The sequence below is a fragment of the Vibrio xiamenensis genome (assembly GCF_900100015.1).
In the GTDB taxonomy this organism is placed as follows: domain Bacteria; phylum Pseudomonadota; class Gammaproteobacteria; order Enterobacterales; family Vibrionaceae; genus Vibrio; species Vibrio xiamenensis.
The window spans coordinates 56,797-81,768 of sequence record NZ_FNDD01000027.1 but is presented as its reverse complement, the minus strand read 5'-3'; the positions used below and the strand labels follow the sequence as shown (position 1 = coordinate 81,768).

28 protein-coding genes are annotated in these 24,972 nt (G+C 45.2%); 11 read left to right on the top strand and 17 right to left on the bottom strand.

The window, feature by feature from the left end; genetic code table 11:
- The 6 genes from BLS03_RS18830 to BLS03_RS18805 all read right to left on the bottom strand — a co-directional run.
- Nucleotides 1–246: transposase (locus tag BLS03_RS18830; RefSeq protein ID WP_143015655.1), on the bottom strand; the 246-nt coding region annotated here is incomplete at its 3' end.
- 47 nt (nt 247–293) lie between these two features.
- Nucleotides 294–887, bottom strand: coding sequence for a MobF family relaxase (mobF, locus tag BLS03_RS18825; protein ID WP_093277714.1), 594 nt, complete (start codon nt 885–887; stop codon nt 294–296).
- Complete coding sequence (locus BLS03_RS18820) at nt 881–2,629, bottom strand: type IV secretion system DNA-binding domain-containing protein (RefSeq protein ID WP_093277711.1); 1,749 nt, start codon at nt 2,627–2,629, stop codon at nt 881–883. The genes mobF and BLS03_RS18820 overlap by 7 nt, the downstream gene beginning before the upstream one ends.
- Complete coding sequence (locus BLS03_RS18815; protein WP_093277708.1) at nt 2,626–2,916, bottom strand: hypothetical protein; 291 nt, start codon at nt 2,914–2,916, stop codon at nt 2,626–2,628. Before BLS03_RS18815 ends, BLS03_RS18820 begins: the two co-directional genes overlap by 4 nt.
- Nucleotides 2,913–3,392, bottom strand: coding sequence for a hypothetical protein (locus BLS03_RS18810; RefSeq protein WP_093277706.1), 480 nt, complete (start codon nt 3,390–3,392; stop codon nt 2,913–2,915). The genes BLS03_RS18815 and BLS03_RS18810 overlap by 4 nt, the downstream gene beginning before the upstream one ends.
- The gene (locus tag BLS03_RS18805) at nt 3,389–3,583 is read right to left on the bottom strand and encodes a helix-turn-helix transcriptional regulator (RefSeq protein ID WP_093277703.1); all 195 of its coding nucleotides are present in this window, start codon (nt 3,581–3,583) and stop codon (nt 3,389–3,391) included. Before BLS03_RS18805 ends, BLS03_RS18810 begins: the two co-directional genes overlap by 4 nt.
- Before the next feature lie 111 nt (nt 3,584–3,694).
- On the opposite strand from BLS03_RS18805, the gene BLS03_RS18800 reads away from it, so the two are divergent.
- Nucleotides 3,695–4,867 (top strand): hypothetical protein, encoded by a 1,173-nt coding sequence (locus tag BLS03_RS18800; RefSeq protein ID WP_093277701.1) that lies wholly within the window; start codon nt 3,695–3,697, stop codon nt 4,865–4,867.
- 44 nt (nt 4,868–4,911) lie between these two features.
- On the opposite strand, the gene BLS03_RS18795 is transcribed toward BLS03_RS18800, so the two are convergent.
- Nucleotides 4,912–6,183, bottom strand: a complete 1,272-nt coding sequence (locus BLS03_RS18795) for a tyrosine-type recombinase/integrase (RefSeq protein WP_093277698.1) — start codon at nt 6,181–6,183, stop codon at nt 4,912–4,914.
- 185 nt (nt 6,184–6,368) lie between these two features.
- Complete coding sequence (locus BLS03_RS18790) at nt 6,369–7,235, bottom strand: YicC/YloC family endoribonuclease (protein ID WP_093277697.1); 867 nt, start codon at nt 7,233–7,235, stop codon at nt 6,369–6,371.
- Nucleotides 7,236–7,415: 180 nt separating this feature from the next.
- Between BLS03_RS18790 and rph the strand changes: the two genes are divergently transcribed.
- Together rph and pyrE are read left to right on the top strand one after the other, a co-directional pair.
- Nucleotides 7,416–8,135 (top strand): ribonuclease PH, encoded by a 720-nt coding sequence (gene rph, locus BLS03_RS18785; RefSeq protein WP_093277695.1) that lies wholly within the window; start codon nt 7,416–7,418, stop codon nt 8,133–8,135.
- 324 nt (nt 8,136–8,459) lie between these two features.
- Nucleotides 8,460–9,101 (top strand): orotate phosphoribosyltransferase, encoded by a 642-nt coding sequence (gene pyrE / locus BLS03_RS18780; protein ID WP_093277692.1) that lies wholly within the window; start codon nt 8,460–8,462, stop codon nt 9,099–9,101.
- A 79-nt stretch (nt 9,102–9,180) separates the two neighbouring features.
- Here the strand turns inward: pyrE and lpxL are convergent, their stop codons facing one another.
- The 3 genes from lpxL to coaBC form a co-directional block, all read right to left on the bottom strand.
- On the bottom strand, nt 9,181–10,131 hold the full coding sequence (gene lpxL, locus BLS03_RS18775) for an LpxL/LpxP family Kdo(2)-lipid IV(A) lauroyl/palmitoleoyl acyltransferase (protein WP_093277690.1): 951 nt from the start codon (nt 10,129–10,131) through the stop codon (nt 9,181–9,183).
- A gap of 48 nt (nt 10,132–10,179) precedes the next feature.
- The gene (gene slmA / locus BLS03_RS18770; protein WP_093277687.1) at nt 10,180–10,770 is read right to left on the bottom strand and encodes a nucleoid occlusion factor SlmA; all 591 of its coding nucleotides are present in this window, start codon (nt 10,768–10,770) and stop codon (nt 10,180–10,182) included.
- 95 nt (nt 10,771–10,865) lie between these two features.
- Nucleotides 10,866–12,074, bottom strand: coding sequence for a bifunctional phosphopantothenoylcysteine decarboxylase/phosphopantothenate--cysteine ligase CoaBC (coaBC, locus tag BLS03_RS18765; protein ID WP_093277685.1), 1,209 nt, complete (start codon nt 12,072–12,074; stop codon nt 10,866–10,868).
- Nucleotides 12,075–12,272: 198 nt separating this feature from the next.
- Between coaBC and BLS03_RS18760 the strand changes: the two genes are divergently transcribed.
- From BLS03_RS18760 to BLS03_RS18730, 7 genes are all read left to right on the top strand, one after another.
- The gene (locus BLS03_RS18760; RefSeq protein WP_093277682.1) at nt 12,273–13,940 is read left to right on the top strand and encodes a methyl-accepting chemotaxis protein; all 1,668 of its coding nucleotides are present in this window, start codon (nt 12,273–12,275) and stop codon (nt 13,938–13,940) included.
- 115 nt (nt 13,941–14,055) lie between these two features.
- Nucleotides 14,056–14,730: a RadC family protein gene (gene radC / locus BLS03_RS18755; protein ID WP_093277678.1), complete on the top strand. Its 675-nt coding sequence runs from the start codon at nt 14,056–14,058 to the stop codon at nt 14,728–14,730.
- 602 nt (nt 14,731–15,332) lie between these two features.
- Nucleotides 15,333–15,569: a 50S ribosomal protein L28 gene (gene rpmB / locus BLS03_RS18750; protein ID WP_004728407.1), complete on the top strand. Its 237-nt coding sequence runs from the start codon at nt 15,333–15,335 to the stop codon at nt 15,567–15,569.
- 13 nt (nt 15,570–15,582) lie between these two features.
- Nucleotides 15,583–15,750 (top strand): 50S ribosomal protein L33, encoded by a 168-nt coding sequence (rpmG, locus tag BLS03_RS18745; RefSeq protein ID WP_004728408.1) that lies wholly within the window; start codon nt 15,583–15,585, stop codon nt 15,748–15,750.
- 238 nt (nt 15,751–15,988) lie between these two features.
- Nucleotides 15,989–16,483: a hypothetical protein gene (locus tag BLS03_RS18740; protein ID WP_093277676.1), complete on the top strand. Its 495-nt coding sequence runs from the start codon at nt 15,989–15,991 to the stop codon at nt 16,481–16,483.
- Between the two features lie 90 nt (nt 16,484–16,573).
- Complete coding sequence (gene mutM, locus BLS03_RS18735) at nt 16,574–17,383, top strand: bifunctional DNA-formamidopyrimidine glycosylase/DNA-(apurinic or apyrimidinic site) lyase (RefSeq protein ID WP_093277673.1); 810 nt, start codon at nt 16,574–16,576, stop codon at nt 17,381–17,383.
- 274 nt (nt 17,384–17,657) lie between these two features.
- Nucleotides 17,658–18,467 carry a hypothetical protein gene (locus BLS03_RS18730; protein ID WP_143015654.1) on the top strand — a complete coding sequence of 270 codons (810 nt, stop codon included), beginning with the start codon at nt 17,658–17,660 and terminating at the stop codon, nt 18,465–18,467.
- Nucleotides 18,468–18,474: 7 nt separating this feature from the next.
- Here the strand turns inward: BLS03_RS18730 and BLS03_RS18725 are convergent, their stop codons facing one another.
- From BLS03_RS18725 to BLS03_RS18705, 5 genes are read right to left on the bottom strand one after another with little or no spacing between them, the layout of a single operon-like run.
- Nucleotides 18,475–19,398 carry a glycosyl transferase family 90 gene (locus BLS03_RS18725; RefSeq protein WP_093277668.1) on the bottom strand — a complete coding sequence of 308 codons (924 nt, stop codon included), beginning with the start codon at nt 19,396–19,398 and terminating at the stop codon, nt 18,475–18,477.
- On the bottom strand, nt 19,395–19,877 hold the full coding sequence (gene coaD, locus BLS03_RS18720) for a pantetheine-phosphate adenylyltransferase (protein ID WP_093277665.1): 483 nt from the start codon (nt 19,875–19,877) through the stop codon (nt 19,395–19,397). Before coaD ends, BLS03_RS18725 begins: the two co-directional genes overlap by 4 nt.
- A gap of 4 nt (nt 19,878–19,881) precedes the next feature.
- The gene (locus tag BLS03_RS18715; protein ID WP_093277661.1) at nt 19,882–20,910 is read right to left on the bottom strand and encodes a glycosyltransferase family 4 protein; all 1,029 of its coding nucleotides are present in this window, start codon (nt 20,908–20,910) and stop codon (nt 19,882–19,884) included.
- The gene (locus tag BLS03_RS18710) at nt 20,911–21,696 is read right to left on the bottom strand and encodes a glycosyltransferase family 2 protein (RefSeq protein WP_093277659.1); all 786 of its coding nucleotides are present in this window, start codon (nt 21,694–21,696) and stop codon (nt 20,911–20,913) included. It lies immediately after the preceding gene.
- Between the two features lie 15 nt (nt 21,697–21,711).
- A complete protein-coding gene (locus BLS03_RS18705) occupies nt 21,712–22,773 on the bottom strand; it encodes a glycosyltransferase family 9 protein (RefSeq protein WP_093277656.1) in 1,062 nt (353 codons plus the stop codon).
- A gap of 149 nt (nt 22,774–22,922) precedes the next feature.
- Between BLS03_RS18705 and BLS03_RS18700 the strand changes: the two genes are divergently transcribed.
- A complete protein-coding gene (locus BLS03_RS18700; protein WP_093277654.1) occupies nt 22,923–23,621 on the top strand; it encodes a 3-deoxy-D-manno-octulosonic acid kinase in 699 nt (232 codons plus the stop codon).
- Between the two features lie 88 nt (nt 23,622–23,709).
- On the opposite strand, the gene waaA is transcribed toward BLS03_RS18700, so the two are convergent.
- A complete protein-coding gene (gene waaA / locus BLS03_RS18695; protein ID WP_093277651.1) occupies nt 23,710–24,969 on the bottom strand; it encodes a lipid IV(A) 3-deoxy-D-manno-octulosonic acid transferase in 1,260 nt (419 codons plus the stop codon).
- Nucleotides 24,970–24,972: the final 3 nt, after the last annotated feature.

The following is a 24,972-nucleotide window of genomic DNA, read 5'->3' as shown; positions in this document are numbered from 1 at the left end:
AGCGATTTTAAGTGCTTCTGCATCCAGCAGTGTCTCAGCCAGCAGCTTTTTGAGCCGAGCGTTCTCGTCTTCCAGTGCCTTAAGGCGACGGGCTTCAGAGATATCCAGTCCTGCGTATTTTTTGCGCCATGTGTAAAACGTCGCATCCGATATCCCATGCTTGCGGCAAAGCTCTCTGGCGGGGATACCTGCTTCCGCTTCCTTTAAAATGGCAATGATTTGTTGTTCATTGAATCGCTTTTTCATGTTCATCATCTCCTTGGTTGGATGAACATTACTAAGTGTAGACTGGACTAGATTAAGGGGAGCAGGTCACTGTATACAGATCCAGCAGCTTTCATCCATTGATATAGATTTCGTCCATTGATAGTGCCCCACGAGAGGTCATTCCTAATCGCTAGGTTAAGAATGAGGCAGTGGGTGTGTAGCTGAATATCATTTGCTCTCGATTTGAAATGTGTAAATTGAGCTGCTAGTAGACCAGGTAACTTTTCTAACGTTTGTCCTTTGGAACTTCGTCTTGTGTATGCTGCTTTTTCCTCAACGAATCTTAAAGCTGCACGCACTGCTCTCTCATGCGCATTTTGGATGCAACCAACTTCATCGAACACTTCTAGTATTGAAACGGATTTAGGTGCTGAAAAAGTTAGGTCATAACCCAAATTTCGGCTTTTTCCTGCGTTTTGTACATACGCTGTTTTACCATCGGGTGAGAACCCTTTCATCAGATTCTTGTAGTGTTCCTCAATAATCTCACCATTTAGCCCTAACAAGTGAGCAATATAACCAATCCAGATTCCAGGCTGCTCATCATTGTTGAGGTAATAGTCGTTTTGAGTCCACTCGACATAGTAATCAACATTTCTTATTGGGAAGATAGTTAGCATGATTGCTCTCCTCTTCTCGCTAAAATGCGGTTAGGTGTATTAGAGTGCTTAATTTTATTCTGCACACCTTGTTCGTACTGTTGTGTCCATTTTGCTGAAATTTTACCCTTAGATTTTGACTGTATATCTACATAAGGCCAAACTATTCGGTAAGTAGCATTCCAACCATTCACCGTCAGAAACCCCGTTACTCCTTTGTTCGTAGGATTGGGTAATTGAGTGATGTCGGATGGATAAACTGTGCGCATAGTAATCCGCTGCCAAGATACCGATTGATTTGTATATTGAGGGCGTTCAATAATCATCTCACCGAGAGCTTTGGACACATAGTTAGCTGTATCACCTGATGACCCCACTTTAAAAGTGATTAGGTTGTTGAACATGCTAGTTAACGTATCCGTACTGTCACCGCCATATAGGCTCTTTAGTTGTGATATCGCCTGTGTTCCTGCAATTGTCCTTCCTCCAGAAGCACGAGCTAGCTCTAACCAACGCAGTAGGCTTGCTGATTTTGGTAAGTTAGCAAGTTCATCAAGAACTAAATAACACTCCTGAGATTTGCCTCTAGCAAGAAATTCGTCAACCATCAAACTCATTAGTGCATGGCAAAGAGGCTTGCCGACCACGGAAAAGTTTTTATCCGCTTGTACGATCAACAGGGGAGTGGCGTTTTCTTTGTGTACCCATCGTTGGATAGAAAAGTTTCCTTCATGTGATTTTGGCCAGGCTTTGGCTAGCCACTCTAGCCACTCTAGCCAAGCTAGTTCACTTTGTAGCGTTATCATTATGCTCTGGGTTGTACGATTATTTTCTTCTACAAAGCGAACTGCTTTTGGATAGAATGCCTCAAGGATTTCTCTAAGCTTATGATCATCAAGATTTAGTGTTGAGTATATTTCTGACCAGCCCCATGATGGTCCCTGAGCTTTTAGGTAGGTGATAATGCCAGTGAGAATGAGACGAGAGGATTCACTCCAAATTTTATCTTTAGTATCATGGATAATGTGTTCTGCAAATCTTGCAGGAGCCGATATATGTTCAAGATCTTTAGAAATATTCCAAACCTGACTACGCTCATCCCACGGTGCAATGAGCAATGACGACTCTTTACGGTAAAACATCTCGGTATATTCGTGTTTTTCGTCAAATACAAAAGTTTTGATTTTTTGTTTCACTATCTGTTGTAAGACATGAGTGATGACAACTGTTTTTCCTGTACCTGGTCTACCTGTTATCAACGTGTTACCTATGCATGAATTGTGGCTTATCTGAACTTTGGGGTGCAGATATAAACTAGGAGTAGCGCCATTGCTTACTTCTTGTTTTAGTTGATATTTGGCATGCTTCAAAGCATGCCTACCTTTAAGATTTACAGGCCCTGCAACAATTCTATCAAGCGTCTTCCCCCCTGTTACATAGAGATACTTCCAGCAAATCAGCGACGCTATTAACATGGCAGCAATAGACGACAAAGTTACATGAACAATGATGTCACCCATCCATCCATTAGCTAGTAGATAGCTCTTATATGAAAACCAAAGAGAGCTTTCTCCCTGAGCTAATTGCTTAATGATTTTCAGCCATATATCAGCATGCTGAGGTATTGGTTCCCAGTTACTAAACCAGCTCCATGTTAAAAAGAGCAGTGCGGGAGCCAATGCTGTTGAAATAACTACAAACGAAATAATTATCAGCTGCCAATCCTGATACCGCCGATAAGGAGGATTATTGTATAAATTCATGATATTAACTCCTGTCCAATTGATTGGTTGAACGCTTTTGCTGCTTGATTTCTTTGTTCATCAGTTAACCCCACAATTGCGCTATTCATTTCGAAACTATTGCGAAGGAGGCGAAGTTCTAGCTGTTTCATTTGTAGTTCGATAGACGCTTGGCTCAGCTGCCTGACAGTGGCAGCCCTGATAACTTCAGTTTTTGATTGACCCGTCCGATCCGCTTCACGCTGAATTTGTGCCTCAACATCAGCTGTAAATCTGACTCCATAAGTCTTACTAGTGAATTCACTCATAGGAACATGCCTCCCAATGCTATCGCTGCTAGCACTAATAGAATTAGTATTCTTGAGTCGCATCGATTGGCTGTCGCTAGCAAGTTCGCTAGCGGTCTATTATTTGTGATTTCAACGCTATTTATGTGTTGTGGAGGTGGGGTGCTAGCATCGGAGATGCAAAGGGTCTGTTGTCCTCCTAGTTGAGGAATAGCAAACTCGCGGTAACGTTGAATTGCAGTCAAAACCAATGGCATTTGCTTGTATGTTGGATTCCTATCAGGTCGATTGATCAACATATTTGAAGCTTCAGAAGCTACGCTTGATATATCGGAATCTGATACATAAAAGCTATACTGATGTTCTGCATAACAAATAGCTCCTGCCATCATGTATGCAATTTCTTTAACGTGCTCTTCAGACACTAATGCGAGTTCAGCTTGGTTATTTTCAAGTAAGATCGCGCAATACATCTCACAACGTTTTGAGGAGTTCATAGCTTGACCTCCTGAGTGCGTTTGGACTCTAGCCATTGTTCGATTACGGCTCTTTCCCAAGCAATTATGCGCCCCAATTGCAAGGGCTTTGGCATTTCCCCACTTCTACACCATCTCCATATAGTGCTTTTACTTACACCGAGTTCTTTTGTCAGATCTCCGCAACGGATTAATATTGTTTTATTGGACATATCTTTAATTCTCCAAACTGATTTCTTTGAATTAATTGTCACTAGAATCGAATAAAGTTAATATCTACAAAAACAAAGGAAACTCTATTGACGCGGTACGAGAGGGAGGGGATGGTTCTTGATGCAAGGCAGCTTCAATCAAATGTTAATCAAGCATTGATGCAGTTAAAGCAAGAAGCTAAGGATACTGGGAAGCGAATTTCTTCAAAACCAAAGAAAGGCTATGTTTGTGTGCTGAGTGCCTTAGAAGAATTAAAGCTAGACGCTGAATTTATAAGCGATTTTCAAAAATTGTTTCCCCCGATTAAGGCTCATCGTGGAAAAATAATTAGTTCTTTAGCACTGTTTGTTCGTTCAAATGGAGGAATAAACTACTCAGTTGAGAGAGTGAGAGAGTACTTAAATATCACAGTAATTGATGCAACGGATACAGTTTCAACTTATGCGAATGCAGTTTATGGATCTTTACTTGATGTGAAATCTTGCACTTCACGTCGTTATTTGAGAAAAACACCCTTCTCGATTCCATACTGTGCATTTTGTTGGAGAAGAGTTGAAGATTCAGCAGGCTATTGCCAAATTCATCATCCAAATCAATCTAAAAGGTCATTTTACAAAGCTAAATCAGCTCTAGAGTCTGCACTAAAACATACTGAATCTGAATATTTAGGTGAACTTCAGAAAATTAATGACTCAAAACCTAAAGAGTATAAATACTCGACGTATGCTTTTAAGTGGACTGCTTCTTTTGCTAAACATCCGAGGTATATCAATAGAGACTTAATAGAACGCGGAGTGAACAGCGAAATAAATGATGAAAATTTAAGCATCATTGCTGGCATTGTTCTTAGGTTTATCAAAAAAGAATACCCCAAAACTTACATCAGACTTCCGAAGTCTGTTCCTGATAATTTTGCTTCATGGCAAGACTTTACTCTATTTGTGTTGAAGGCTCTTGACCCAATAGAAGCCGCGTTTTGGGAAGCAAAAGATATAGAAGCTTGGATGAATCCAGGAGTAGGACACCCTAACATTTTTGTATTGTTAATGGTGACATATCGACACGAAGCTTTTCAGGTCATCAACTCTTTTGAACGTCCCCGAGGGCCCAAAAAAGGAGCGGAACTAGAAAGTAAAAACAATGAATTACGAAAAAAGATAAGAGACTTAGCGAAGTTGCAACTATCTATGAGCGGAAAGATTAACAGAGCCGAAATAGGTAGAGAGCTTTCTATAAGCCGTCAAAGGGTCAGTGTTTTGATGAGTGAAACCACAATCGACTGAGTTTAGCTAGTCCATTTGTAAGGCTCTTTGATTTCTAGAGCCGACTAGGATAAAGCTTCGATGACTTTTGATATTTCAGGTGATGGGTTTCCTGCTAGTGGAGCTATCTTAATAGCTAGTAATTCAAGAGCTTCTTTACGCTCTTTGAAGTAATCATAGCGATCATATATCCCTTCTACTCCACGAAGCTTGTGGTTCAGGCAACGTTCCGCGACATGACTAGGAACATTGTTTTCAGCCAATAGACTTCTGCATGTTCTGCGAAGATCATGAATGATAAAATATTCTATTCCCGCCTCACCCAAGATATTAGGGTATGGTTTCTTCTTTGAATCTACTTTTCGGCCAAATAATTTTGCCAATGCATGGTTGAGAGTGTCATCAGAAATATAACCTCGTCTCTTGCTTGATCTCCTGGAGGGAAATAAGTATTCAGAGCCATTTGCCCTAATAAATAGTTCAGCGAACAATGCTAAGCATTGCTCAGGGATTGGGATATCTATTCCTAGACCATTTTTAGCTCGTTCGGCTGGAAGCTTCCAAACTAGATTAGTAAAGTCGAACTCTTCCCACTTGGCGGCGATTAGCTCGCCTTTTCTTGTTGCTAGAACAACGAGTAGGGCAACTGCCAATAAATTTTCTCTCGTGAAAATGTCGGAATTTTCTCTGAATACTTGGAAAACAGTTTCAAGCTCGTCAAGAGAAAGAACTCGTTCTCTAGATTTTTCTATGCCACCTGCATCTTTGACATTAAATGCTATTGCAGGGTTATGCCTAACTAAGCCTAGTTTGATTGCATGATTAAAAAGTTGCTTTAGATAAGTTAGGGCATCATTTGAAATTGTTGGCCTACCAGACTCGTTGATTTGTCTAACAACATCCAAAATATCTCTAGGGTTAACATCTTCTACGGGAAGTTTACCAAGCTTTGGGGAAATATCTTTGGAATACACCCTTTGAGGGATCTGAGGGTTCTTGAGGTGCTTACTTGTTTGAGAAAGCCAGTCATTAGCCAACTCATCTACTAATTTTAACTTAGAAATCTTTGCTCTATTTTTCTCTACAAGTGGGTCAACGCCTCTCTTTACCATCGCCTTGAGTTCTAATGTACGTTCCCTCGCTTCACTTAGTGACATCCCCAATGGAGGCTTCCCATACTGAGACATTGACATTTGTTTGCGTTGGCCGCCATGAGAATATCGAAAAATCCAAAAGGGTGTTCCCTGAGCTGAAATGCGGAAATATAGCCCGTTACCGACGGCAACCCGACATTGCTTCCCTTTCTTAACAAGTGATTTTAGTTGAGCGTCATTCATGAAACATCATTTCCCAAGTGGTTACAGGTTAGAAGGATAATACACAAATCTAGAAATTTGTGTACCCATTTCTGTAACCACTCAGGTGCAACCTTAAGACATTTAGTGCAACGTTATGAAATTTAATTTCAATTTAAGTTGTTGTTTTGTTTCGCTTTTGGTTGCTTTTGATTTTTCATGGAATGTCACTCAATATTCTGGATCTGCTCACGCATTTGCTCGATGAGCACTTTGAGCTCGACGCCTGAGGCGGTGATGTCGGTTGAGATTGATTTTGAGGCTAGGGTGTTAGACTCGCGGTTGAACTCTTGCATCATAAAGTCAAGACGTCGGCCACATGCGCCGCCTTTGTTCAGGGTATTGAGCGTTTCTTTCACGTGTGAATCAAGGCGATCAAGCTCTTCAGCCACATCCGATTTTTGCGCCAGCAGAATCAATTCTTGCTCGACGCGGCTTGGGTCAAGCTCAACTTTGGCATCTTCAAACTTGCTGGTCAGGCGCTCGCGTTGCCAATCAAGAATCTCAGGCATGCGTGCTCGGACTTTGACAACTTCGTCGGTGATGGCATTCAAGCGTGCTTCAATCAAGGCTTTCATGTTTTCGCCTTCACGGCCACGCGCTTCAATAAATTCGCTCAGTGCGTCATCAAACGCGCTCAACAAATCTTTGTTAATGGTGTCCATATCTTGCTCGGCGGTTTCCATCACGCCCGGCCATTGCATCACTTGAAATGGGTTGATACGGCTCAGTTCGCCAGTCATGTGCATTACTTGCTCAGCCGCTTTGATGACTTGCTCGGCAAGCGCGGTGTTGATCGACAGTTCAGTGCTCGCTGCTGGGTTGGCTTCAAAGCGCAGGCTACACTCGACTTTACCGCGTGCTAGGCGCTTGCGAAAACGCTCGCGAAGTACCGGCTCAATGCCACGAAATTGCTCAGGCAAACGGAAGTAGGTTTCCAAATAGCGTTGATTCACCGAGCGAATTTCCCAGATAGCGCTACCCCATTCGCTTTTCACTTCTTTGCGCGCGTATGCGGTCATACTGTAGATCATGATGTGTCCTTGTTCTCACCGAGAATATGAATTGAAATCTGCGGTTATAGTAGCATACAAACCAAGGCGAAGGGCAAAGCCGATTGTTAAGACTGAGCGCAGGGCTAGGAACCGAAAGTCACTTCCTATATAATGCGCAACCAATCCAATTCGTCGTACTCGACCCAAAGGTAATTACCCATGCGTCCAAACGATCGCAAGGCGGATCAAGTTCGCCCAATTAAAATCACCCGCAATTATACTGCTTACGCTGAAGGCTCAGTGTTGGTGGAATTCGGCAACACCAAAGTGTTGTGTAACGCCTCTGTTGAAGAGAGCGTGCCACGTTGGTTAAAAGGACAAGGTAAGGGCTGGGTAACGGCAGAATACGGCATGTTGCCACGCGCGACGCATACACGTAATCGCCGTGAAGCATCAAGCGGCAAACAAGGTGGCCGTACGCTAGAAATTCAACGTCTGATCGCGCGCAGCTTACGTGCAGTGGTAGACCTAGAAGCAATGCCAGACTTAATGATCACCGTTGACTGTGACGTGATTCAAGCGGATGGCGGTACACGTACAGCTTCTATTACCGGCGCAAGTGTCGCAATGGCAGATGCTTTTGCTCATCTCGTTGCCAAAGGCGCGTTGAAAAAGAACCCAATGAAGAGCCATGTGGCAGCCGTTTCGGTTGGTATTCTAGGCGAAGATATTCTGTGTGATTTAGAGTACGTGGAAGATTCAGCCGCAGATACCGATATGAATGTGGTGATGACCGAAGATGGCCGCATGATTGAAGTGCAAGGCACCGCAGAAGGCGAACCGTTTACTCACGAAGAGCTGATGGATTTATTAGCCGTAGCGCGAAAAGGCATTGCCGATATTGTTGAAACGCAGAAGAAGGCGTTGGAAAGTAATTGATCTAGTAGCTCCCATTTGGGGGCTATTTTTTTGTCTTTTTTTCGTCTTCGTGGATGTCTCCACAGCGTTGCTTGCTGCGCGGTTTCCCCCTAATCACATACAAAAGTATGCTCATAGGGTTGAAACCACTGGCTGCCTAGCTGTGAAACCATCCACTTTGACGATGCACAGTGACCAGTAGACTTAGATGAAGGCGTTGTTTGCTGCGCGCAGGGATATTATCAGCGATAGAGAGAGTTTAATTCGGCGATCGAAGATGTTGTGGTCGCCGATAGTGACAAAGTAGTTTTGTGATAATCAGTAAATAAAAGAAGAGAGAAAGTGATGAAAGCATACCAGCGTGAATTTATTGAGTTTGCACTTGAGAAAGGTGTTCTTAAGTTTGGTGAGTTTACTTTGAAATCAGGCCGTAAAAGCCCGTATTTTTTTAACGCTGGACTGTTTAACACTGGCCGTGATTTAGCGCGCCTAGGGCGTTTTTACGCTGCGGCACTGGCGGATTCTGGTATCGAATTCGACGTACTATTTGGCCCAGCTTACAAAGGCATTCCAATCGCGACGACAACCGCTGTCGCGTTAGCGGATCGCCACGATATCGATACGCCTTACTGCTTTAACCGTAAAGAAGCTAAAGACCACGGTGAAGGCGGCAATCTTGTCGGTAGCGCACTGGAAGGTCGCGTTATGCTGGTGGACGATGTGATCACCGCAGGTACCGCGATTCGTGAATCGATGCAAACTATTAAAGCCAACGGCGCTGACTTAGCAGGCGTGTTGGTAGCGATTGATCGCCAAGAAAAAGGCAAGGGTGAATTGTCTGCGATTCAAGAAGTTGAACGTGACTTTGGCTGCGCGGTGATTTCGATTGTCAGCCTTGGTGATTTGATTGCTTACCTTGAGCAAAATGGTCAAGCGAATGAGCATCTGCAAGCGGTGAAAGACTACCGCGCTGAGTACGGCATTTAATCGGCTTAGCTAGCAAAGAAATGCCCTTAAACGAAAAGAGCCCATTTGGGCTCTTTTGTGTTGTTGTTATCTAGGCGAGTTATTTGTAACGGATGCCTTTCGGCGCGTTTTCATCTTCCATGGTTTTAAAGCGCTTGTGCAGCCACATCCATTGTTCCGGCGCACGTAAAATCAACTCTTCCACGTATTGGTTCATATACGCTGCCGCCGCTTTTTCATCTTTTTGCGGATAATCGGCTTCAATCGATTTATCGGCGATGATTTCATATTTACCGTCAGCGTTTCTAAAGCCAGAACCCGGCACAATGGCACAGTTAGTTGTGTAGGCAAGAATGCTGGTGCCAGTAGTGGTACACGCATCTTCAATGGCGAAGAACGGCACAAAGACTGACTTATTGCGTCCGTAGTCGTGGTCTGGCAGGTAGAACAGGCGCTCGCCTTTACGCAGTATGCGAATCATTTGCTTAAGGTCTTTACGGTCAATCAGCTTATTGCCATCGTGAGAACGGCCTTTGTACTGAATGTAGTTGTAAGCTTCGTTGTTGTGTGGGCGAAACGCACCGTAGCCACCCACCCCAAGCACGCCCAATGCACGCGCGGTGATTTCAAGGTTTAATGCATGCACACAGCACAGCAAAACCCCTTTGCCGTTGGCATCGTGTTCACGCAGGATCTGGACATCTTTTTCAACGATTAAGCGCTTAAAACGCCAGGTCGGCCAAAACCAGGTAATGCCGGTTTCAATCAGCGCCATACCGGTGTTTTTGAAGTTCTCTTCTACAAACTCTTGGCGGCGTTTGGCGTCCATCTCTGGAAAGGCAAGTTCTAGGTTGCGAGAGGCCACTTTGACGCGCGATTTACCAAAGCGCATGGCGAATTTGCCCACGCCGCGGCCAACTTTAAGCAGCACCGCGTAAGGAAGAATGTTGACGAATAGCGCGAGCAGACCAAACCCGAGCCACACGCCCCAGTTACGAGGATGCAGCATGGAAAGGCGAAATTCGGGTTCTGCGTATTTACTTTTACTCATAACGATTTTTGTATTGTGCAGACGGTTTTGAAAACAGCTGGCTCAGAACTACTGAATCTGTGCGCTCAGCAAAGCCCAATACTCTTCAAAATTGTCTGTCGGTTGATATTTGAAATCAGAGCGTACAAAACGGTTCAAACTGCCTTCAACCTGACCGAGAAGTTGAGCGGCAAGGGTGTTTTCATCCACTGGGAAAGATTTGTTTTCACGCAGTTTACGCTCGCGTAAAATTTGACGCAGTGAGGTTTCAATGCGCTCAAACAGCTGGTTGATTCTCTCACGAAGACGTTCATTTTCAAACATTAGCGCATGGCCGGACAAAATGCGGGTTAAACCTGGGTTGCGCTCGGAAAACGCCAAAATCAGTTGCAGTACCAAACGGATGCGGGTCAGGGTGTCTTTCTCTTCATCCAAAATGCGGTTAATACGCGACATCAAGGACTCTTCGATAAATTCAATCAGCCCTTCAAACATACGAGCTTTGCTAGGGAAATGGCGATACAGCGCAGCTTCCGACACGCCGACTTGTTTGGCGAGCTTAGCTGTGGTGATTCTTGATGCGCCTTCAGCAGACTCTAACATCTCGGCGAGTGCTTGCAGAATTTCTTCCCGACGATTGGATTTTTTTGTACCGACCATGACCTTTCCCTTTTAATTACTGCACACCTAAGCCCAACCCAAACGCGGGCGTCTGGGCCTAAGTGATAGATGATAAATTGACTTAAATGAAATGGTTAATTTGTACTCAGCTTATCTGAAATCAATAATAAAATTTGTTGTGCGATTTCATCTTTGGAAGCAAGAGTTAGTGATTGCTCACCACTCTCCCAGTATACGGTGATCATGTTGTCGTTGCTATTAAAGCCTAGGCCTTCAACTGAGACATCGTTGGCACAAATCATATCTAATCGCTTGTTTTCAAGCTTACTTTTCGCGTATTGCGCAACATTCTGAGTTTCGGCGGCAAAGCCCACAGTGAACGGGCGAGCGGTCTCGAGCGCCGCAACGGAAGCCACAATATCTGGGTTTTTGACCATGCTTATGGTCATTGCGTCATTGTCGGCGGTTTTCTTAATTTTTTGCTCCGCAATATTTGCCGGGCGATAGTCGGCAACCGCCGCGCAGCCGATAAACACATCATGGCTTGGTGCATGTTCCATTGCGGCTTGATACATCTGCTCAGCGCTTTCGACATTAATTCGCGTTACGCCTGCTGGAGTGGCTAAAGAGACGGGGCCGCTAATTAGGGTCACGTCAGCGCCAAGGCGCTTAGCTTGATCGGCGAGGGCAAATCCCATCTTGCCCGAGCTGTGATTGCTGATAAAACGTACCGGGTCAATCGCTTCTCGAGTTGGGCCTGCAGTCAGAACTATCGATTTACCCGCCAGCGGCTTTGGGGCGAAGAAGGCTTCGCAGTGGGCGACGAGTTCCATCGGCTCAAGCATTCTGCCAGGGCCAACATCACCACACGCTTGTTCGCCAGCGCCTGGGCCCCAAATCATCATGCCGCGGCGCGCCAATGTTTGAATGTTCTCTTGGGTGGCGATATTGCGATACATCTGCTGATTCATTGCCGGAGAAACAGCAACCGGCGCATCGGTGGCAAGGATAAGCGTGCTGAGCAGATCGTTACCCATACCGGCGGCAACTCGCGCGATCAAATCTGCGGTTGCAGGCGCAAGTAGCACCAAATCGGCCCACTTGGCAGATTCAATATGGCTCATCGAGGCTTCGGCGCTTGGGTCCAACAGGCTGTCTGCGACCGGGCGACCGGAAACGGCTTGCATGGTCAATGGGGTAATAAATTCTTTGGCGGCTTTGGTCATCACCACTTGCACTTGAGCGCCACGTTCAATGAGGCGGCGAGTGAGTTCCGCGCACTTATAGGCAGCGATGCCACCACTGATTCCGAGTAGAATTTTTTTTCCGGCTAAAGTTTGCATATGTGCTCTCCAAATTTCTGGCGGAGATTTTATCACAACTGCTGTCGGTGTCTGAATATGATCGCAATAAGGGCGTGGTTAGGTATCTGAAAATTGACGAACTTACAGAACAAATGGCAAATTGACCGCCGACCTCACAGTTAAATTTTCTATATATGGGATGATGTACCTTTAATTAAACTTTCGTTTGAGGTTGCCGTGAGAAGTCGAAATAAGCTGTTACTTGTAACATTAATTCCTCTACTGTTGATTACTACCCTGATCGTTTCTGTTTATACCATCAATGATTCCCGTAGCTTAGAAATCCAATTAAAGCAGTATCGGCAAGAGCTGATGACTTCGCGTCAAAATGAGCTTAAAGCTTATATGATGATGGCGATGACGGCGATTAAGCCTTTGTATGAGCAAGACAAAAATGGCGAACTTAAACCTCAGGCCAAAGATATTCTTAAAGCCATGCGCTTTGACAGTGACGGCTATTTCTTTGCGTATGACTCCAAAGGTGTAAACACCTTACACGCGATTAAACCGGATTTAGAAGGCAAAAATCTGTATAGCATGAAAGATGAAAATGGCGTGGCGGTGATTGCGGGTTTGATTGATGCCGCAAAGAAAGGCGACGGCTTTTTAAATTTCTCATGGCATAAGCCGACCATTAACGCCCAGGCGCCCAAGCTTGGTTATGCGGAATATTTGCCGAAATGGGATTGGGTGTTGGGGACAGGTATCTACATTGATGATGTTGATCAGCAAGTTGCCGCGTATCGTTTACAACGTAGCGAAAATCTGCGCCAGCAAACGTATTGGGTAGTGGGAATTTCGCTGCTCGGATTGTTTGTGACCAGTATTTTGGTCAGCGTGATTGTAACGCGAGCTATCAAGCCGCTGCAGCATGTGGCGGATTCGCTTAAAGATGTGGCTGCTGGTGGTGGGGATTTAACCGCGCGTTTGAACGTTGAAAGTCGCGATGAAGTGGGTGAAGTGGCTAAGGCGTTTAACCAGTTTATGGATAAGTTGCATCCACTGGTGCGCGACATTCGCGCCAGTGCCCAGACGGTTCAAACGGCATCCGATACGCTTGAACAGCAAAGCTCAAAAGCGAACTCGCAAATGCAAGAGCACTGCTTAGAAACCGATAAAGTGGTGACGGCAGTGACTGAAATGAGTATGACGGCGAGGGAAGTCGCCAACAACACCAATGCGACTGCTCAGGCGATTGAAAACGCCAATGGCCAAATTGCGGATGCGCAGCTTGAAGTCAATCAGGCAATTGATGGCATTGGCTTACTGGTTAACGATGTTAACTTGACGTCGGAAGCGATTGCCCAATTAAGTCAGCATACTGAACAAATTACTACGGTATTGGATGTGATTGGTGAAATTGCTGAGCAGACCAATTTGCTGGCGCTGAATGCCGCGATTGAAGCGGCGCGTGCTGGCGAGCAAGGGCGCGGTTTTGCGGTGGTCGCCGATGAAGTACGTTTGCTCGCCAGTCGCACTCAAACCAGCACTGCGCAGATTAACGATACGATTAAGCAGTTACAATCGGGCGTTGCCAAAGCCGTTAGCACCATGGCGGCAAGCCAAGAGCGTGGTGAGAAAACCGCGTTGGAATCGGAACAAATTCGCCAAACGTTGGCCTCAGTACAACAATCGGTTGAGATGATCCGTGATATGGGCATTCAAACCGCTTCTGCCGCTGAGCAGCAAAGCGCGGTCTCTGAAGATATCAATCAGAATCTGGTCCACATTCAGAACATTGTGAATGAAATTAGCGCGACCCTTGAGCAGTGCGAAGCGGTGGGCACGACCTTATCGCAATCTGGCTCTGAAATGCACGGTTTGGTGGGTAACTTTAAACTCTGATTAAACTGTCAATTACATCAAGTTCTTTGCAAGATTGGAAAAAGCGAAAGTCTTTATCGACTTTCGCTTTTTATTGCGTGAAATAAGGCAACTAACTATCACATGAGGCTAAGCCATGAGCTTAAAGCGCTTGCCCAATGAATCGTTGCCAAGGGAAAAACTGTTGTCTCATGGGCCACAATCGCTCACCGATGCTGAGCTACTGGCGATTTTTCTGCGCACCGGAACACAAGGAATGAATGTGCTGCAACTGGCCGATCACCTGATTAAAGACGCAGGGTCTTTACGCGGGTTGTTTTCGGCATCTCAACAGGAGTTTTGTCGTCATAAAGGACTTGGCGAGGCGAAATACGTACAATTGCAAGCGGTGCTGGAGATGACGCAGCGCTACTTAAGCGAAACGCTCAAGCGTGGTGACGCGCTGACTAGCCCACAGCAAACCAAGTTATATCTTTCGAGTTTACTGCGCGATCGCCATCGTGAAGCCTTCTATGTTCTGTATCTGGATAATCAGCATCGGGTCATTAATGATGAAATTCTGTTTGAAGGCACCATTGATGCGGCGTCGGTGTATCCGCGAGAGGTGGTGAAACGCGCGCTGGATCATAACTGCGCCGCTGTGATTCTGGCGCATAATCATCCGTCTGGTATTGCTGAACCCAGCCAAGCCGATCGGCGTATTACACGGCGAATTAGTGACGCATTGGCGCTGGTGGATATTCGTGTATTGGATCATTTTGTGGTCGGTGACGGTGAAGAGGTCTCTTTTGCCGAGCGAGGTTGGATATAAATTGATTATTTTTTATTTTATTTTCTAGGATCGCGATAGCCATTTTGGTGCGACCAATTGGATCGCATTCAAGGTGGATAAAAATGCGTCATTTATGGAGTCATCTTGGCTTTTTAAGCACAAAAAATCGAAGTATTTTGTTTTATTTATCGCTTAGCATCAAGATTCATTTTTAGAGATCGGTTTGCCAGAGTTATTGTTGTTAATTATTTGATTGTTAATGATTTAATTCTTTATTTAAAACGAAATAACCGAGTGAATAGTAGCGCGTTTTACTTGAACTGATTACCTTCTCAAGCAAGGATTGCTGTGACTAATGAGGATGACGCCACATTTTAGTTGTTCATAGGCTGAATTCTGCTACAATCCTCCGACATTTTTTAACTTATAATCAGCTCCGGTTAAAAAAAGATCTCGATTTTCGAGAAAAAGGATCTGTGCGGGTCTTGAGCAATGCTAGTCAAGTTAGTATAATGCGCGACCTTTGATAGCCTTGTATGGATTTTCCATAATGGTTTTAAACCTCTAACTTATTCTTTAGCAATAGAGAGGTTCGGCCACCAAGGTTGATATCGAGCTGAAACGATTTGGAGAAGACATTCATGTCCCGAGTATGCCAAGTAACTGGTAAGCGTCCAGTAACGGGTAACAACCGTTCACACGCACGAAATGCTACTAAGCGTCGTTTTCTGCCGAACCTACAAACTCATCGTTTCTGGGTAGAGAGCGAAAAACGTTTTGTTAAACTACGTCTAACTGCTAAAGGCATGCGTATTATTGATAAGAAAGGCATCGATGCTGTTCTTGTTGATATCCGTGCACGTGGCGAAAACGTTTAAGAGGAATTAAACAATGGCTAAAGGCATTCGTGAGAAAATCCGTCTAGTATCTTCTGCAGGTACTGGTCACTTCTACACAACTGACAAGAACAAACGCAACATGCCAGGCAAATTTGAGATCAAAAAGTTTGATCCAGTAGTTCGCCAGCACGTTGTATACAAAGAAGCGAAAATCAAGTAATTGATTGCTATTCTTTGCAGCTTGTATAAAACCCAACTTTCGAGTTGGGTTTTTTATTGCCTGCATAAAAGTGAAGTAAAAAAACACCCCTCACCTAAGACTTAATTGACTCACTATTTCGACTTACGCAGAAATTGGACGGCGGTTCATCTTTGCTTACATTCGCAGTGATAAGAACATCGCACCCTGACGCGCAATTTCATATACTCCTGCTCAGCCATTACTAAAAGGACTGACTATGCGTGTGCCACCTGCTCGGCGTCGTCGCTGGAACAACATTCTAATTCTGTGCATTATTGGTTTTATCGGCTTGATAAATTTGCCGACATTGATCAAAACCTATCTGATTGATCAGCCAGAGCAAACTGAAACGCCTCGAGTTTTGATGGCTAATGCTGAATTAACCGCGTTGCATTTTAACCACGGCGTGTTAGAGCGCAAAGATGGTCAGTGGCGCGCGAACTTTGCGATTAAAGATACCCCGGCAGCGATGGCCCAGCGCTGGCAAAATTTAGTCGGTACGCGCATTGATCAAACGACATTTGAACAGCTTGAACCTAGCCTTGAAGGCCCGCAAACCATTGAAGCTTGGTACCGTAATCAAGATGAACCGCAGCGCGTCACCATCTACTACAGTCCTAAATTTTGGCTGATGAAAAATGGTATGAATGCTTGGGTCGCGGTGACGGCGCAGCCAAGCGATCTCTTTCCGACACAAACCAAACATCCATAGCGTGTTAGTTGGCTTAGCTTTCGCATTTTAGGCTGTAAGGCGTTATGCTAAATGACGTTATATTCAGCCTAAAAACAAAGTGATAGTCGCATGCCTGAATTACCAGAAGTCGAAGTCAGCCGAATGGGGATTACCCCGCATTTAGTTGGTCAAAAAATTCAATCACTCACCTTTCGTACGCCCAAGTTGCGTTGGCCGATCCCTGCTGAATTACAGCAATTACAGGGACAAACCATTCGCGCCATTTCTCGCCGCGCCAAATATCTTTTGATTGAAACAGACCAAGGCTGCGCCATTGTGCATTTGGGTATGTCAGGTTCGCTGCGAGTGCTTGATGCGGCTTTACCTGCTGGTAAGCATGATCACGTCGATCTCACCTTAAGTAATGGAAAAGTACTGCGTTACAACGATCCTCGCCGCTTTGGCGCCTGGTTATGGTGCGATGTTGATAAGCAGCATACTGTATTTGAAAAACTCGGCCCTGAGCCTTTGACGGACGATTTCTCAGTACAAACGTTTAGCGACCGCGCAAAGGGCAAAAAGGTTGCGATTAAGCAATTCATTATGGATAACCACGTGGTGGTTGGAGTGGGAAATATCTACGCCAACGAATCGCTCTTTACCGCGCGTATTCATCCTCAACGTTCAGCGGGGAAAGTGAAAGTGGCTGAATGGCAAGTGTTGGTAGCAGAAATTAAGGCGGTTCTGGCGAAAGCGATTACGCAAGGCGGTACAACGTTAAAAGATTTTGCCCAAGCCGATGGCAAACCCGGGTATTTCGCTCAAGAGTTACAAGTGTATGGCAAAGCGGGTCAGCCCTGCCCAATATGTGGCGAACCGATTGAAGAGCTAAAAATCGGCCAGCGCAATACGTTTTTCTGTGGGAATTGTCAGAGATAGGTTTTCTGTTTCAGGCTCGATGTTTGTTAATTTTATTAGTTAAAGATTGATTAGATAAAATCCAATCGCCCTTTTATCTGCGGTGTAAATGGCATTTAGTGAAAATAATCGACCCATTATGATCGGCTTAACACTTAATGCATCTAGTTGCAAAATGCTGCTAATCTAGCTCTTACCGTATGGTATTTTATTTCCAGAATGGTTATTAGGTACTGCTTTTCTGGTTATGAAAGTCTATAAAAAAATTAAAAAGAAACTTCCGTCAGCAAAACTTATGTTTGAAATGTGGTGGGCAAATAGAACCCAACAACAGCCAAGAACATTTGACCCAAGCGCTAATGTTCATGTGTCACTGACGAGTTACGGTAAGCGTATTGATAAGGTTTATTTCACGATTGAATCGATCATGCGCCAGTCTGCGGATATGAGCTCGATTACTTTGTATCTCTATCGTGAAGATATTAAGCAAAGTGGTATACCGAAGAGTTTATCGCGTTTGCAAAAGCGCGGGTTAAGAATTGAGTTAGTTGACCAAGATTTACGTTCGTACAAAAAGCTCTATTACTCCTATTTGGAACACTTCAATTCAGGTAACACTGAAGCGAGTCTAGTGACGGCTGATGATGATGTATTCTATTCAGAAACCTGGCTTGCTAAGTTGTTAGAGGGGGCGCAGCAGCATCCGGATAAGGTTATCGCTTATCGAGGCCATACCATCAGCCTCAATGCCGATGGTCAGCTGCAACCCTACCGCGAGTGGAAAGATGTATTTGATAATGAAAGGTTTTTGCCAACAGGTGTCGCTGGCGTCTTGTATCCGTTCGCCTCTTTAAAGAACCTAGAGAAACAAAGCAAAGAGTTCATGTCTCTGTGTGCGTTTGCCGATGACTTATGGTTTAAGTGCTTGACCCTTTCAAACGGCTACCTTGCTCATCAGGTAGAAGACTGCCACGATTCCAATCCGCCAGCGATTTTAACGTTAAATACCAAACGTCGTGGTTTAGCTCTGTATAATGTTCATCAGGGCGGCAATGATGCCCAAATGAGAAATACCGTAGAATATTTTTCGCTCTCGTTTGCCTAAGCGAGATTTACTCCGCGAGTGTAAAGTATTTTTTCGCGACTTTCAGAGCAATCAGTTTTTCGCGCTTTTCATTTTTGAATTGCGCGACCCAAGCATTGGCGTTGGCGATGATGTCTAGCGCTTCATCTTGGTGTTCTAGGTAGTAATTCATCTTTTCGATCAGATCGGAAAAATCATCTTTGACTTCAACGTAGTGCACACCTGCTTCAAGCTTACCTTCCATAAACCATGTTTCGTAACGTAGTTTTGGCGTTATACAAAGAGAATTTGACGACATGATCCACTTGAGGTTGGTCGCTACATCTTTACCTTCTAAGCTGAGAATAAACTTGTACTTGAGCTGCTCTTCGATGCTCATTTTCGGAACAACGAATTCGGGCTGTTCGCCTTTTTTGGTATCTGTTCTGCCGATGTCACATTGAGGATGGCCAAATAATGTGTCTAGTAGCAGCCGGCGGTTAGGACGAAACCCAGAGCCTCGCCAAACAAGCAGATCGCGCTTATCTTTGAACGCGAGCTTGTCGTCGACAAACCGATAATGGCGTATGGCATTGAGTTTGAGTAGCACTGCGTTTTGGTTATCACCAGCAATTGGGCGGCTTTTAACAAAACTTGGTTGCGACGGCACATCGACGACATCGCCATTGATATAACTAAAGCGCAGATGGTCGGCGAAGCATTTCACCACTTTGTAGAGATCAAAATAATAGGTGGTGCCACCGGTTTTATGGAATGACTTTACGTTGGTGGACTTGGTGCGATCAAGCGTAAACGGATGAGACACTTTATTATAATAATCAATACGCTGCTGGATAGCGTCTTTCTCTTGTTGACTCGCGTGAGACAACATCTGCTTCGCTTGCCAACGCAGCAATTTGGTTGGCAGTAGCGTGACAAGACTATGGTTTAAATAGTATTTGGCTTTGTTCATGGAGAAACTTTGCTCTTCACGGCATCACTGATGACTTTCGGGACAAAATTACTGATATCGCCACCATGGATAGCGACTTCACGTACAATCGTTGAGGACAAAAATGCGTACTCTTCGGCTGGGGTAAGGAAGATGCTTTCAAGTCCAGGCAGAAGACGGCGGTACATGTTGGTTAGGCCAAATTCGTATTCAAAGTCGACAGTGGTACGCAGGCCGCGCACTAGAAGGTTGGCTTTTTCATCACGGGCAAAGTCAACCAGTAAACCGCTAAATCCTTTGGTCGACACATTAGGCATCGCTTGTGTTGCTTGCTGAGCGAGTTTTACCCGCTCTTCTAAGCTAAACATGGTGTTTTTCGATGGGCTGGCTGCAACCGCGATGACCACCTCATCAAACATATTGGCCGCGCGTTGAATGATATCTAAGTGACCGTTAGTGAGAGGATCAAATGTGCCTGGATAGATGACTTTATTGGTCATGATATTAGGAAACCTTTTGGTAAATGTCTTGGTAGAGCATCGCGGTATGTTCGATATAGAAATCCTTCAGCTTATGCTGCGCACCTGCGATTAAGCGTTCGCGTAAATCTTGGTTTTGCTCAATATCGACAATGGCTTTGGCTAATGCTTGGCTATCGCCAGGGGTTATTAACAAACCGGAAACGCCATCTTCTACGATGTCAGGAATACCGCCAGCACGGCTTGCAACCGCTGTAAGTCCGGCGTGAAGCCCTTCTAGGATCACTGAGCCTAAACCTTCACTGTAAGAAGGATGGACCATTAAATCTGCGGCATTAAACCAGTCACCCATATTGGATTGTTTGCCCATAAAACTGAGGTTAGTTAACCCTTGCGCTTGCTGCTGTAAATTTTCGCGTTCTTTCCCATCACCGAGTAGCGCAAAGTGCAACTGAGGATACTGAGATTCTAACTCGCGAGCGGCTTGGATGGTGACATCAAAGCCTTTGTGTTTAAGCATATTAGCGGCATGAATAATGAGGAATTTATCATTAAATTGCTCGCGAATTTGCGCGACTTGCTGCTGTTGTACTGGATATGAGACAGGTGAGCTTGGAATTTTATAGGTTGTGAGATCGGGATAGGCTTCTTTGATGCGAGCGACGATCTCGTTACTTAAACCGATAGCGGCACTGGCATTGTGATACGCGATATTCGCCAGCCATTTCTTTTTCAATTTGTTATCGATACGACGAGTCACTATGTAGGGAATACTATGTAACTTGTGCTGGATGAGCGCCCAATAAATTGCTCGACCTTCATGGACATGAATCAACTGACAGCCTTGGGTAACGGATTTCCCATGCGCCTGAAAGTAGTTTTTTGCCAGGACTAAACGGCAATCCAGTTTACGAATCGCATCGGCAAATGGGCTTTTGGGATTGGCAACCACAGTGAGCTGATAACCGAGCGCGATCTGATGTTTGATAAGCGTTAGAGTTTGGTTTTCACCGCCATGGTAGCCGGAAGCCAAATTCACATGACAAACTTTCATTTATTCCTGATCCTTGCGGTGTTTCTTCACATAGTCACGAAGCCACAAATCGGCGTAACGAGTGAATGTGGTGTTAGCGCTTAAGATCGCCAGCAGTAAACCGTGTTTACCATCCATAAAACCTTTTTTTAACACGTACATTTTTAGAAAACGGAAAAAGCCGTGCAAGATAGCGCCAAGCAGTGAAGAGGATTTTTTGCCTTCCCTTTGATCAGCCCAAGCTTGCATGTATTGATGCGTTTTTCGTGTGTACTCGTGAAGTTGTTCGTACGTGAAATGCTTGAGGCGACCGCTTAATGAGGCGGTATTAAAGCCTTGTGGAACCTTGACGCTTTCGTGTACTAATGCGTCGTTGTACTGGGTTTCATTGGTTTTAAATAGTCGCACCACCCAATCTGGTGACCAACCGGAATGGTGGATCTGTTTGCCGAACGCGGTGGTCAATCGGTTAACTCGATACACAGTCTGTGGTGTGTGATTAGCGATAGCATCTTGAATGCTTTGCTTAAGCTCAGGAGTCACGCGTTCGTCCGCATCTAGCCATAATACGAAGTCACTCGACACATAGCTTTGAGCGAGTTGTCTTTGCTTACCAAACCCCGGCCAATCAAGGTTGGTAAAAAATTTGTCGGTAAACTGACGGGCGATAGATTCTGTCTGGTCTTGGCTACCAGAATCGAGAATCACAATTTCATCGACCCAATCATGCACAGTTTCCAAACAGGCTTGCAGATGTTTTTGTTCGTTTTTGACAATAAGTGCGACAGCTAAAGTTGGCTTGTTCACAGGATATTTTTCCATTTAATGAGTCAACAGGCGAAAGTCTTCTACGGCTTGATCAAACATAGCAATAACTTGCGAGGATTGAATGCGTTTCATCGCCTGTTTGTCTTGAACACGAGTACGCCAGTCGAGTGTTTCTATTGGCTGCTTGTGTTCGGCTTGAATCGCTTCTTGATACGCAGATACCACATAGTCACGATACTGATAAGGGCCAGTACGCGCTGGGTTATGGTGCGCATATAAGCCAACCACTGGTGTATCGACCGCATTGGCCATATGGGCAGGGCCAGTATCCGGGGCAATCACTAAGTCTGCAGCGCTGAGAAGTGCCAGCATCTGTTTGATGCTACTTTTACCAACGAGATTATTCACCGGTTCGCTCAATTGCGTTTCTACCGCGCTGGCAAGGTCCAGTTCTATTTGCGCCGGACTACCGGCAAGAATGACGTTGAATCCTCGTTGCTGAGCGTGGCGAATTACTTCGCCGTATCCTTCGGCAGTCCAGTTCTTATAAGCTTTGCTGGCAGCAGGTACCACGACTAAATTGCGTTTATCCGCAGCAAGCTGCGCCTGTGCCCAAGCGGCATCTTTTTCACTAAAAGGAATCTGCCAACTTGGCGCCATATCCTGAATACCAAGCGTGTGGCCAAAAGCCAGCAGGCCATCCAGAACGTGCGGCTCTTGCGGTGAAGGCACTTTGACATTGGTAAACAACGTTTGAAAATCTTGGCTGCGCTTGGCATCAAACCCCAGTTTATACTTTGCTTTAATCCCTAGGGTTGCAATACTGGCTCTCAACGCATATTGCATATGCAGCAGGGCATCAAATCGCTGTCCTTTAAGCTGCTTCCAAAGCTGGGTATAGGCTTTGAAGCCGAGCTTTTTATCAAATACGATGACTTCCACACTCGGCAAATCGCAGATTAATTGCGCTTCTAATTTACCCGTAATCCAAGTGATGGATGTTGATGGCCAAGCACGTTGAATGGCTTGCACGGCGGCCACGGTATTACACACGTCACCAATCGCAGATAGGCGCAAAATACAGAGTGAGTTTGGAGCGGTTGAAAACAGAGCCATAGAAACTGTGCTGATATAAAAAAGTTCCAGCGATTATGCAGATAGGGTGAGAAAATGTAAAATGCACATCGCTTTTTTGAGCACTGTATGCAAGGCTTTAAGCCAGTTGTAACTGGTTTTGGACAAGACTCATTGATGATTGGAAATTCATGAAAACAGTAAAACACGCCAACCAGTGTATTTGGTTCAACGAAAGTTTACTCAACGAACCTGTCGAGCGTTGTTTTGACCCAGAATTTTGGCAGCAAAACCAGCGTGTGATTGGCAGCGCTCAAGGTCGAGGTACGACATGGTTTGTGCAAACGGATCGTTTGCCAGCGGCATTACGGCATTATCGACGTGGTGGCCTATTTGGCAAATTAGTCAAAGACCAATATTGGTTTCAGTCGTGGGAAAAAACGCGCAGTTTTCAAGAGTATCAACTGCTGGAGCATTTAGCGGCTCAGGGCGTGAATGTGCCAAAACCGATTGCGGCACGCGCCGTGCGCTCTGGTCTGGTTTACCGCGCGGATATTCTTAGTGAAAAAATCGCTAATGCTCGCGACTTAGTGGATATTCTGCAGCAAGCGCCATTATCGCCTGAGGTGTATCAAGCCATCGGCGCACAGATTCGTCGAATGCACCAAGCTCAGGTGAACCACACTGATCTCAATATTCATAACATCTTGCTTGATGACCAGCAGCGCGTGTGGATCATTGATTTTGATAAGTGCTACCAGCAAAGCGGTGACGGCTGGAAAGCGTCAAACTGGGCACGTCTTAAGCGTTCATTCCTTAAAGAACAAACCAAACGCGGCATTCATTGGCAAGAAAGTGATTGGCAAGCCTTAATCGCAGATGCTTGTTGATGACACAAGCTTGATGGTTGCCGCGCTGATAAAACGATAAGGACATCGGCTTTGCTAAACCAGAATGCTGGCTTAGCAAAGTGCTTGGTTAGAGAAGATTGAGAGTTCGTTGCAGTGCACCGCTATTAGCGTGCATAAACTGCGAGGTTTTATCGACAAGATCGCTTTGTGGCTCTGCCAACAATCTGTTTACTTGTTCGGCAAGTTGCTGTGAATCTTCAACCACAGTAACGATACCCAATTCTAATAGCGCTTGCGTGATCTCTTTAAAGTTGTAGTAACTTGGGCCAGTGAGCGATGGAATGTTCACTGCGGTCGGTTCTAGCAGATTATGCCCACCCACTTTATCACCCACTAAACTTCCACCCATAAAGCACACGTCGGATGCGCCAAGCAGCAATAACATTTCGCCCATAGTATCAGCTAAATAGACTTGGCAGTCAGAGTCGAGGCCATTGTCTGAGGTTAACGCAGTGCGACGTTGAGTCTCAAAGCCTTGCTGCTGACACAGTTCAAACATAGCGTCAAAACGTTCTGGATGACGTGGAACCAAAATTAATAGCGCGCTGGGTTGCTTAGCAAGGACAGCTCGGTGGGCACTAAGTACCTGTTCGTCTTCGCCTTTGTGAGTGCTTGCGGCTATCCAAACCGGGCGGTTTTTTCCAAGTTGATGGCGCAGTGCGCTGCTTTGCTCGCGAATTTGCTTAGGAACTTGAATATCGAACTTTATTGAGCCAGTGACGGCAAGTTTGCTACTGTCGATGCCTAAAGCGGCGAAGCGCTCGGCGTCGGCCTCAGTTTGGCATAGGACTTGGCTTAACGTTGGTCGAACCAAGTTAAATATCGGTTGAATGCGTTGATAGCTTTGGCGTGATTTTTCCGATAAGCGCGCATTGATGATGGTAATCGGTATATCTGCTTTGGCGACGGTTTGCAGAGTATTGGGCCACAGCTCGGTTTCGATAATCAGTAATTTCTGCGGTTTGACTGCTTTGAGAAAACCGCGCACCGCGAAAGAAAAATCGATCGGCATGTAGCGATGTTCAACTAAATCGCCCAGCTTCTCGACTTGTTCAGCGCCGGTGCTGGTGGTGGTGGATACCACAATATCTTGTTCTGGATGTGCAGCTTTGAGTTCTTTGATAAGTGGTATCGCAGCAATGACTTCGCCAACGGAAACCGCATGAATCCACACAGGTGAGTGAGCGCTGACTTTTGGTGTCACGCCAAAATGCTCTTTCCAACGCTTCCCAAACGCGGGTTTGCCGGGCTTTTTTTTGTATAAAGATAACAGTAAAAAAGGCGCGACGAGCACAAGGACAGCGGTGTAAATAACTCGAGTTAACATAGC

Excerpts from the sequence above, each read along its gene's own strand:
- rph (WP_093277695.1), top strand. The coding sequence starts at position 7,416 with ATGCGTCCAAACGATCGCAAGGCGGATCAAGTTCGCCCAATTAAAATC.
- BLS03_RS18715 (WP_093277661.1), bottom strand. The coding sequence starts at position 20,910 with ATGAAAGTTTGTCATGTGAATTTGGCTTCCGGCTACCATGGCGGTGAA.
- BLS03_RS18730 (WP_143015654.1), top strand. The coding sequence starts at position 17,658 with ATGTTTGAAATGTGGTGGGCAAATAGAACCCAACAACAGCCAAGAACA.
- BLS03_RS18795 (WP_093277698.1), bottom strand. The coding sequence starts at position 6,183 with ATGAATGACGCTCAACTAAAATCACTTGTTAAGAAAGGGAAGCAATGT.
- BLS03_RS18800 (WP_093277701.1), top strand. The coding sequence starts at position 3,695 with ATGGTTCTTGATGCAAGGCAGCTTCAATCAAATGTTAATCAAGCATTG.
- BLS03_RS18705 (WP_093277656.1), bottom strand. The coding sequence starts at position 22,773 with ATGGCTCTGTTTTCAACCGCTCCAAACTCACTCTGTATTTTGCGCCTA.
- BLS03_RS18820 (WP_093277711.1), bottom strand. The coding sequence starts at position 2,629 with ATGAATTTATACAATAATCCTCCTTATCGGCGGTATCAGGATTGGCAG.
- BLS03_RS18815 (WP_093277708.1), bottom strand. The coding sequence starts at position 2,916 with ATGAGTGAATTCACTAGTAAGACTTATGGAGTCAGATTTACAGCTGAT.
- lpxL (WP_093277690.1), bottom strand. The coding sequence starts at position 10,131 with ATGAGTAAAAGTAAATACGCAGAACCCGAATTTCGCCTTTCCATGCTG.
- pyrE (WP_093277692.1), top strand. The coding sequence starts at position 8,460 with ATGAAAGCATACCAGCGTGAATTTATTGAGTTTGCACTTGAGAAAGGT.
- BLS03_RS18700 (WP_093277654.1), top strand. The coding sequence starts at position 22,923 with ATGAAAACAGTAAAACACGCCAACCAGTGTATTTGGTTCAACGAAAGT.
- rpmG (WP_004728408.1), top strand. The coding sequence starts at position 15,583 with ATGGCTAAAGGCATTCGTGAGAAAATCCGTCTAGTATCTTCTGCAGGT.
- BLS03_RS18790 (WP_093277697.1), bottom strand. The coding sequence starts at position 7,235 with ATGATCTACAGTATGACCGCATACGCGCGCAAAGAAGTGAAAAGCGAA.
- coaBC (WP_093277685.1), bottom strand. The coding sequence starts at position 12,074 with ATGCAAACTTTAGCCGGAAAAAAAATTCTACTCGGAATCAGTGGTGGC.
- BLS03_RS18740 (WP_093277676.1), top strand. The coding sequence starts at position 15,989 with ATGCGTGTGCCACCTGCTCGGCGTCGTCGCTGGAACAACATTCTAATT.
- rpmB (WP_004728407.1), top strand. The coding sequence starts at position 15,333 with ATGTCCCGAGTATGCCAAGTAACTGGTAAGCGTCCAGTAACGGGTAAC.
- mutM (WP_093277673.1), top strand. The coding sequence starts at position 16,574 with ATGCCTGAATTACCAGAAGTCGAAGTCAGCCGAATGGGGATTACCCCG.
- BLS03_RS18810 (WP_093277706.1), bottom strand. The coding sequence starts at position 3,392 with ATGAACTCCTCAAAACGTTGTGAGATGTATTGCGCGATCTTACTTGAA.
- radC (WP_093277678.1), top strand. The coding sequence starts at position 14,056 with ATGAGCTTAAAGCGCTTGCCCAATGAATCGTTGCCAAGGGAAAAACTG.
- mobF (WP_093277714.1), bottom strand. The coding sequence starts at position 887 with ATGCTAACTATCTTCCCAATAAGAAATGTTGATTACTATGTCGAGTGG.
- BLS03_RS18725 (WP_093277668.1), bottom strand. The coding sequence starts at position 19,398 with ATGAACAAAGCCAAATACTATTTAAACCATAGTCTTGTCACGCTACTG.
- waaA (WP_093277651.1), bottom strand. The coding sequence starts at position 24,969 with ATGTTAACTCGAGTTATTTACACCGCTGTCCTTGTGCTCGTCGCGCCT.
- slmA (WP_093277687.1), bottom strand. The coding sequence starts at position 10,770 with ATGGTCGGTACAAAAAAATCCAATCGTCGGGAAGAAATTCTGCAAGCA.
- coaD (WP_093277665.1), bottom strand. The coding sequence starts at position 19,877 with ATGACCAATAAAGTCATCTATCCAGGCACATTTGATCCTCTCACTAAC.
- BLS03_RS18805 (WP_093277703.1), bottom strand. The coding sequence starts at position 3,583 with ATGTCCAATAAAACAATATTAATCCGTTGCGGAGATCTGACAAAAGAA.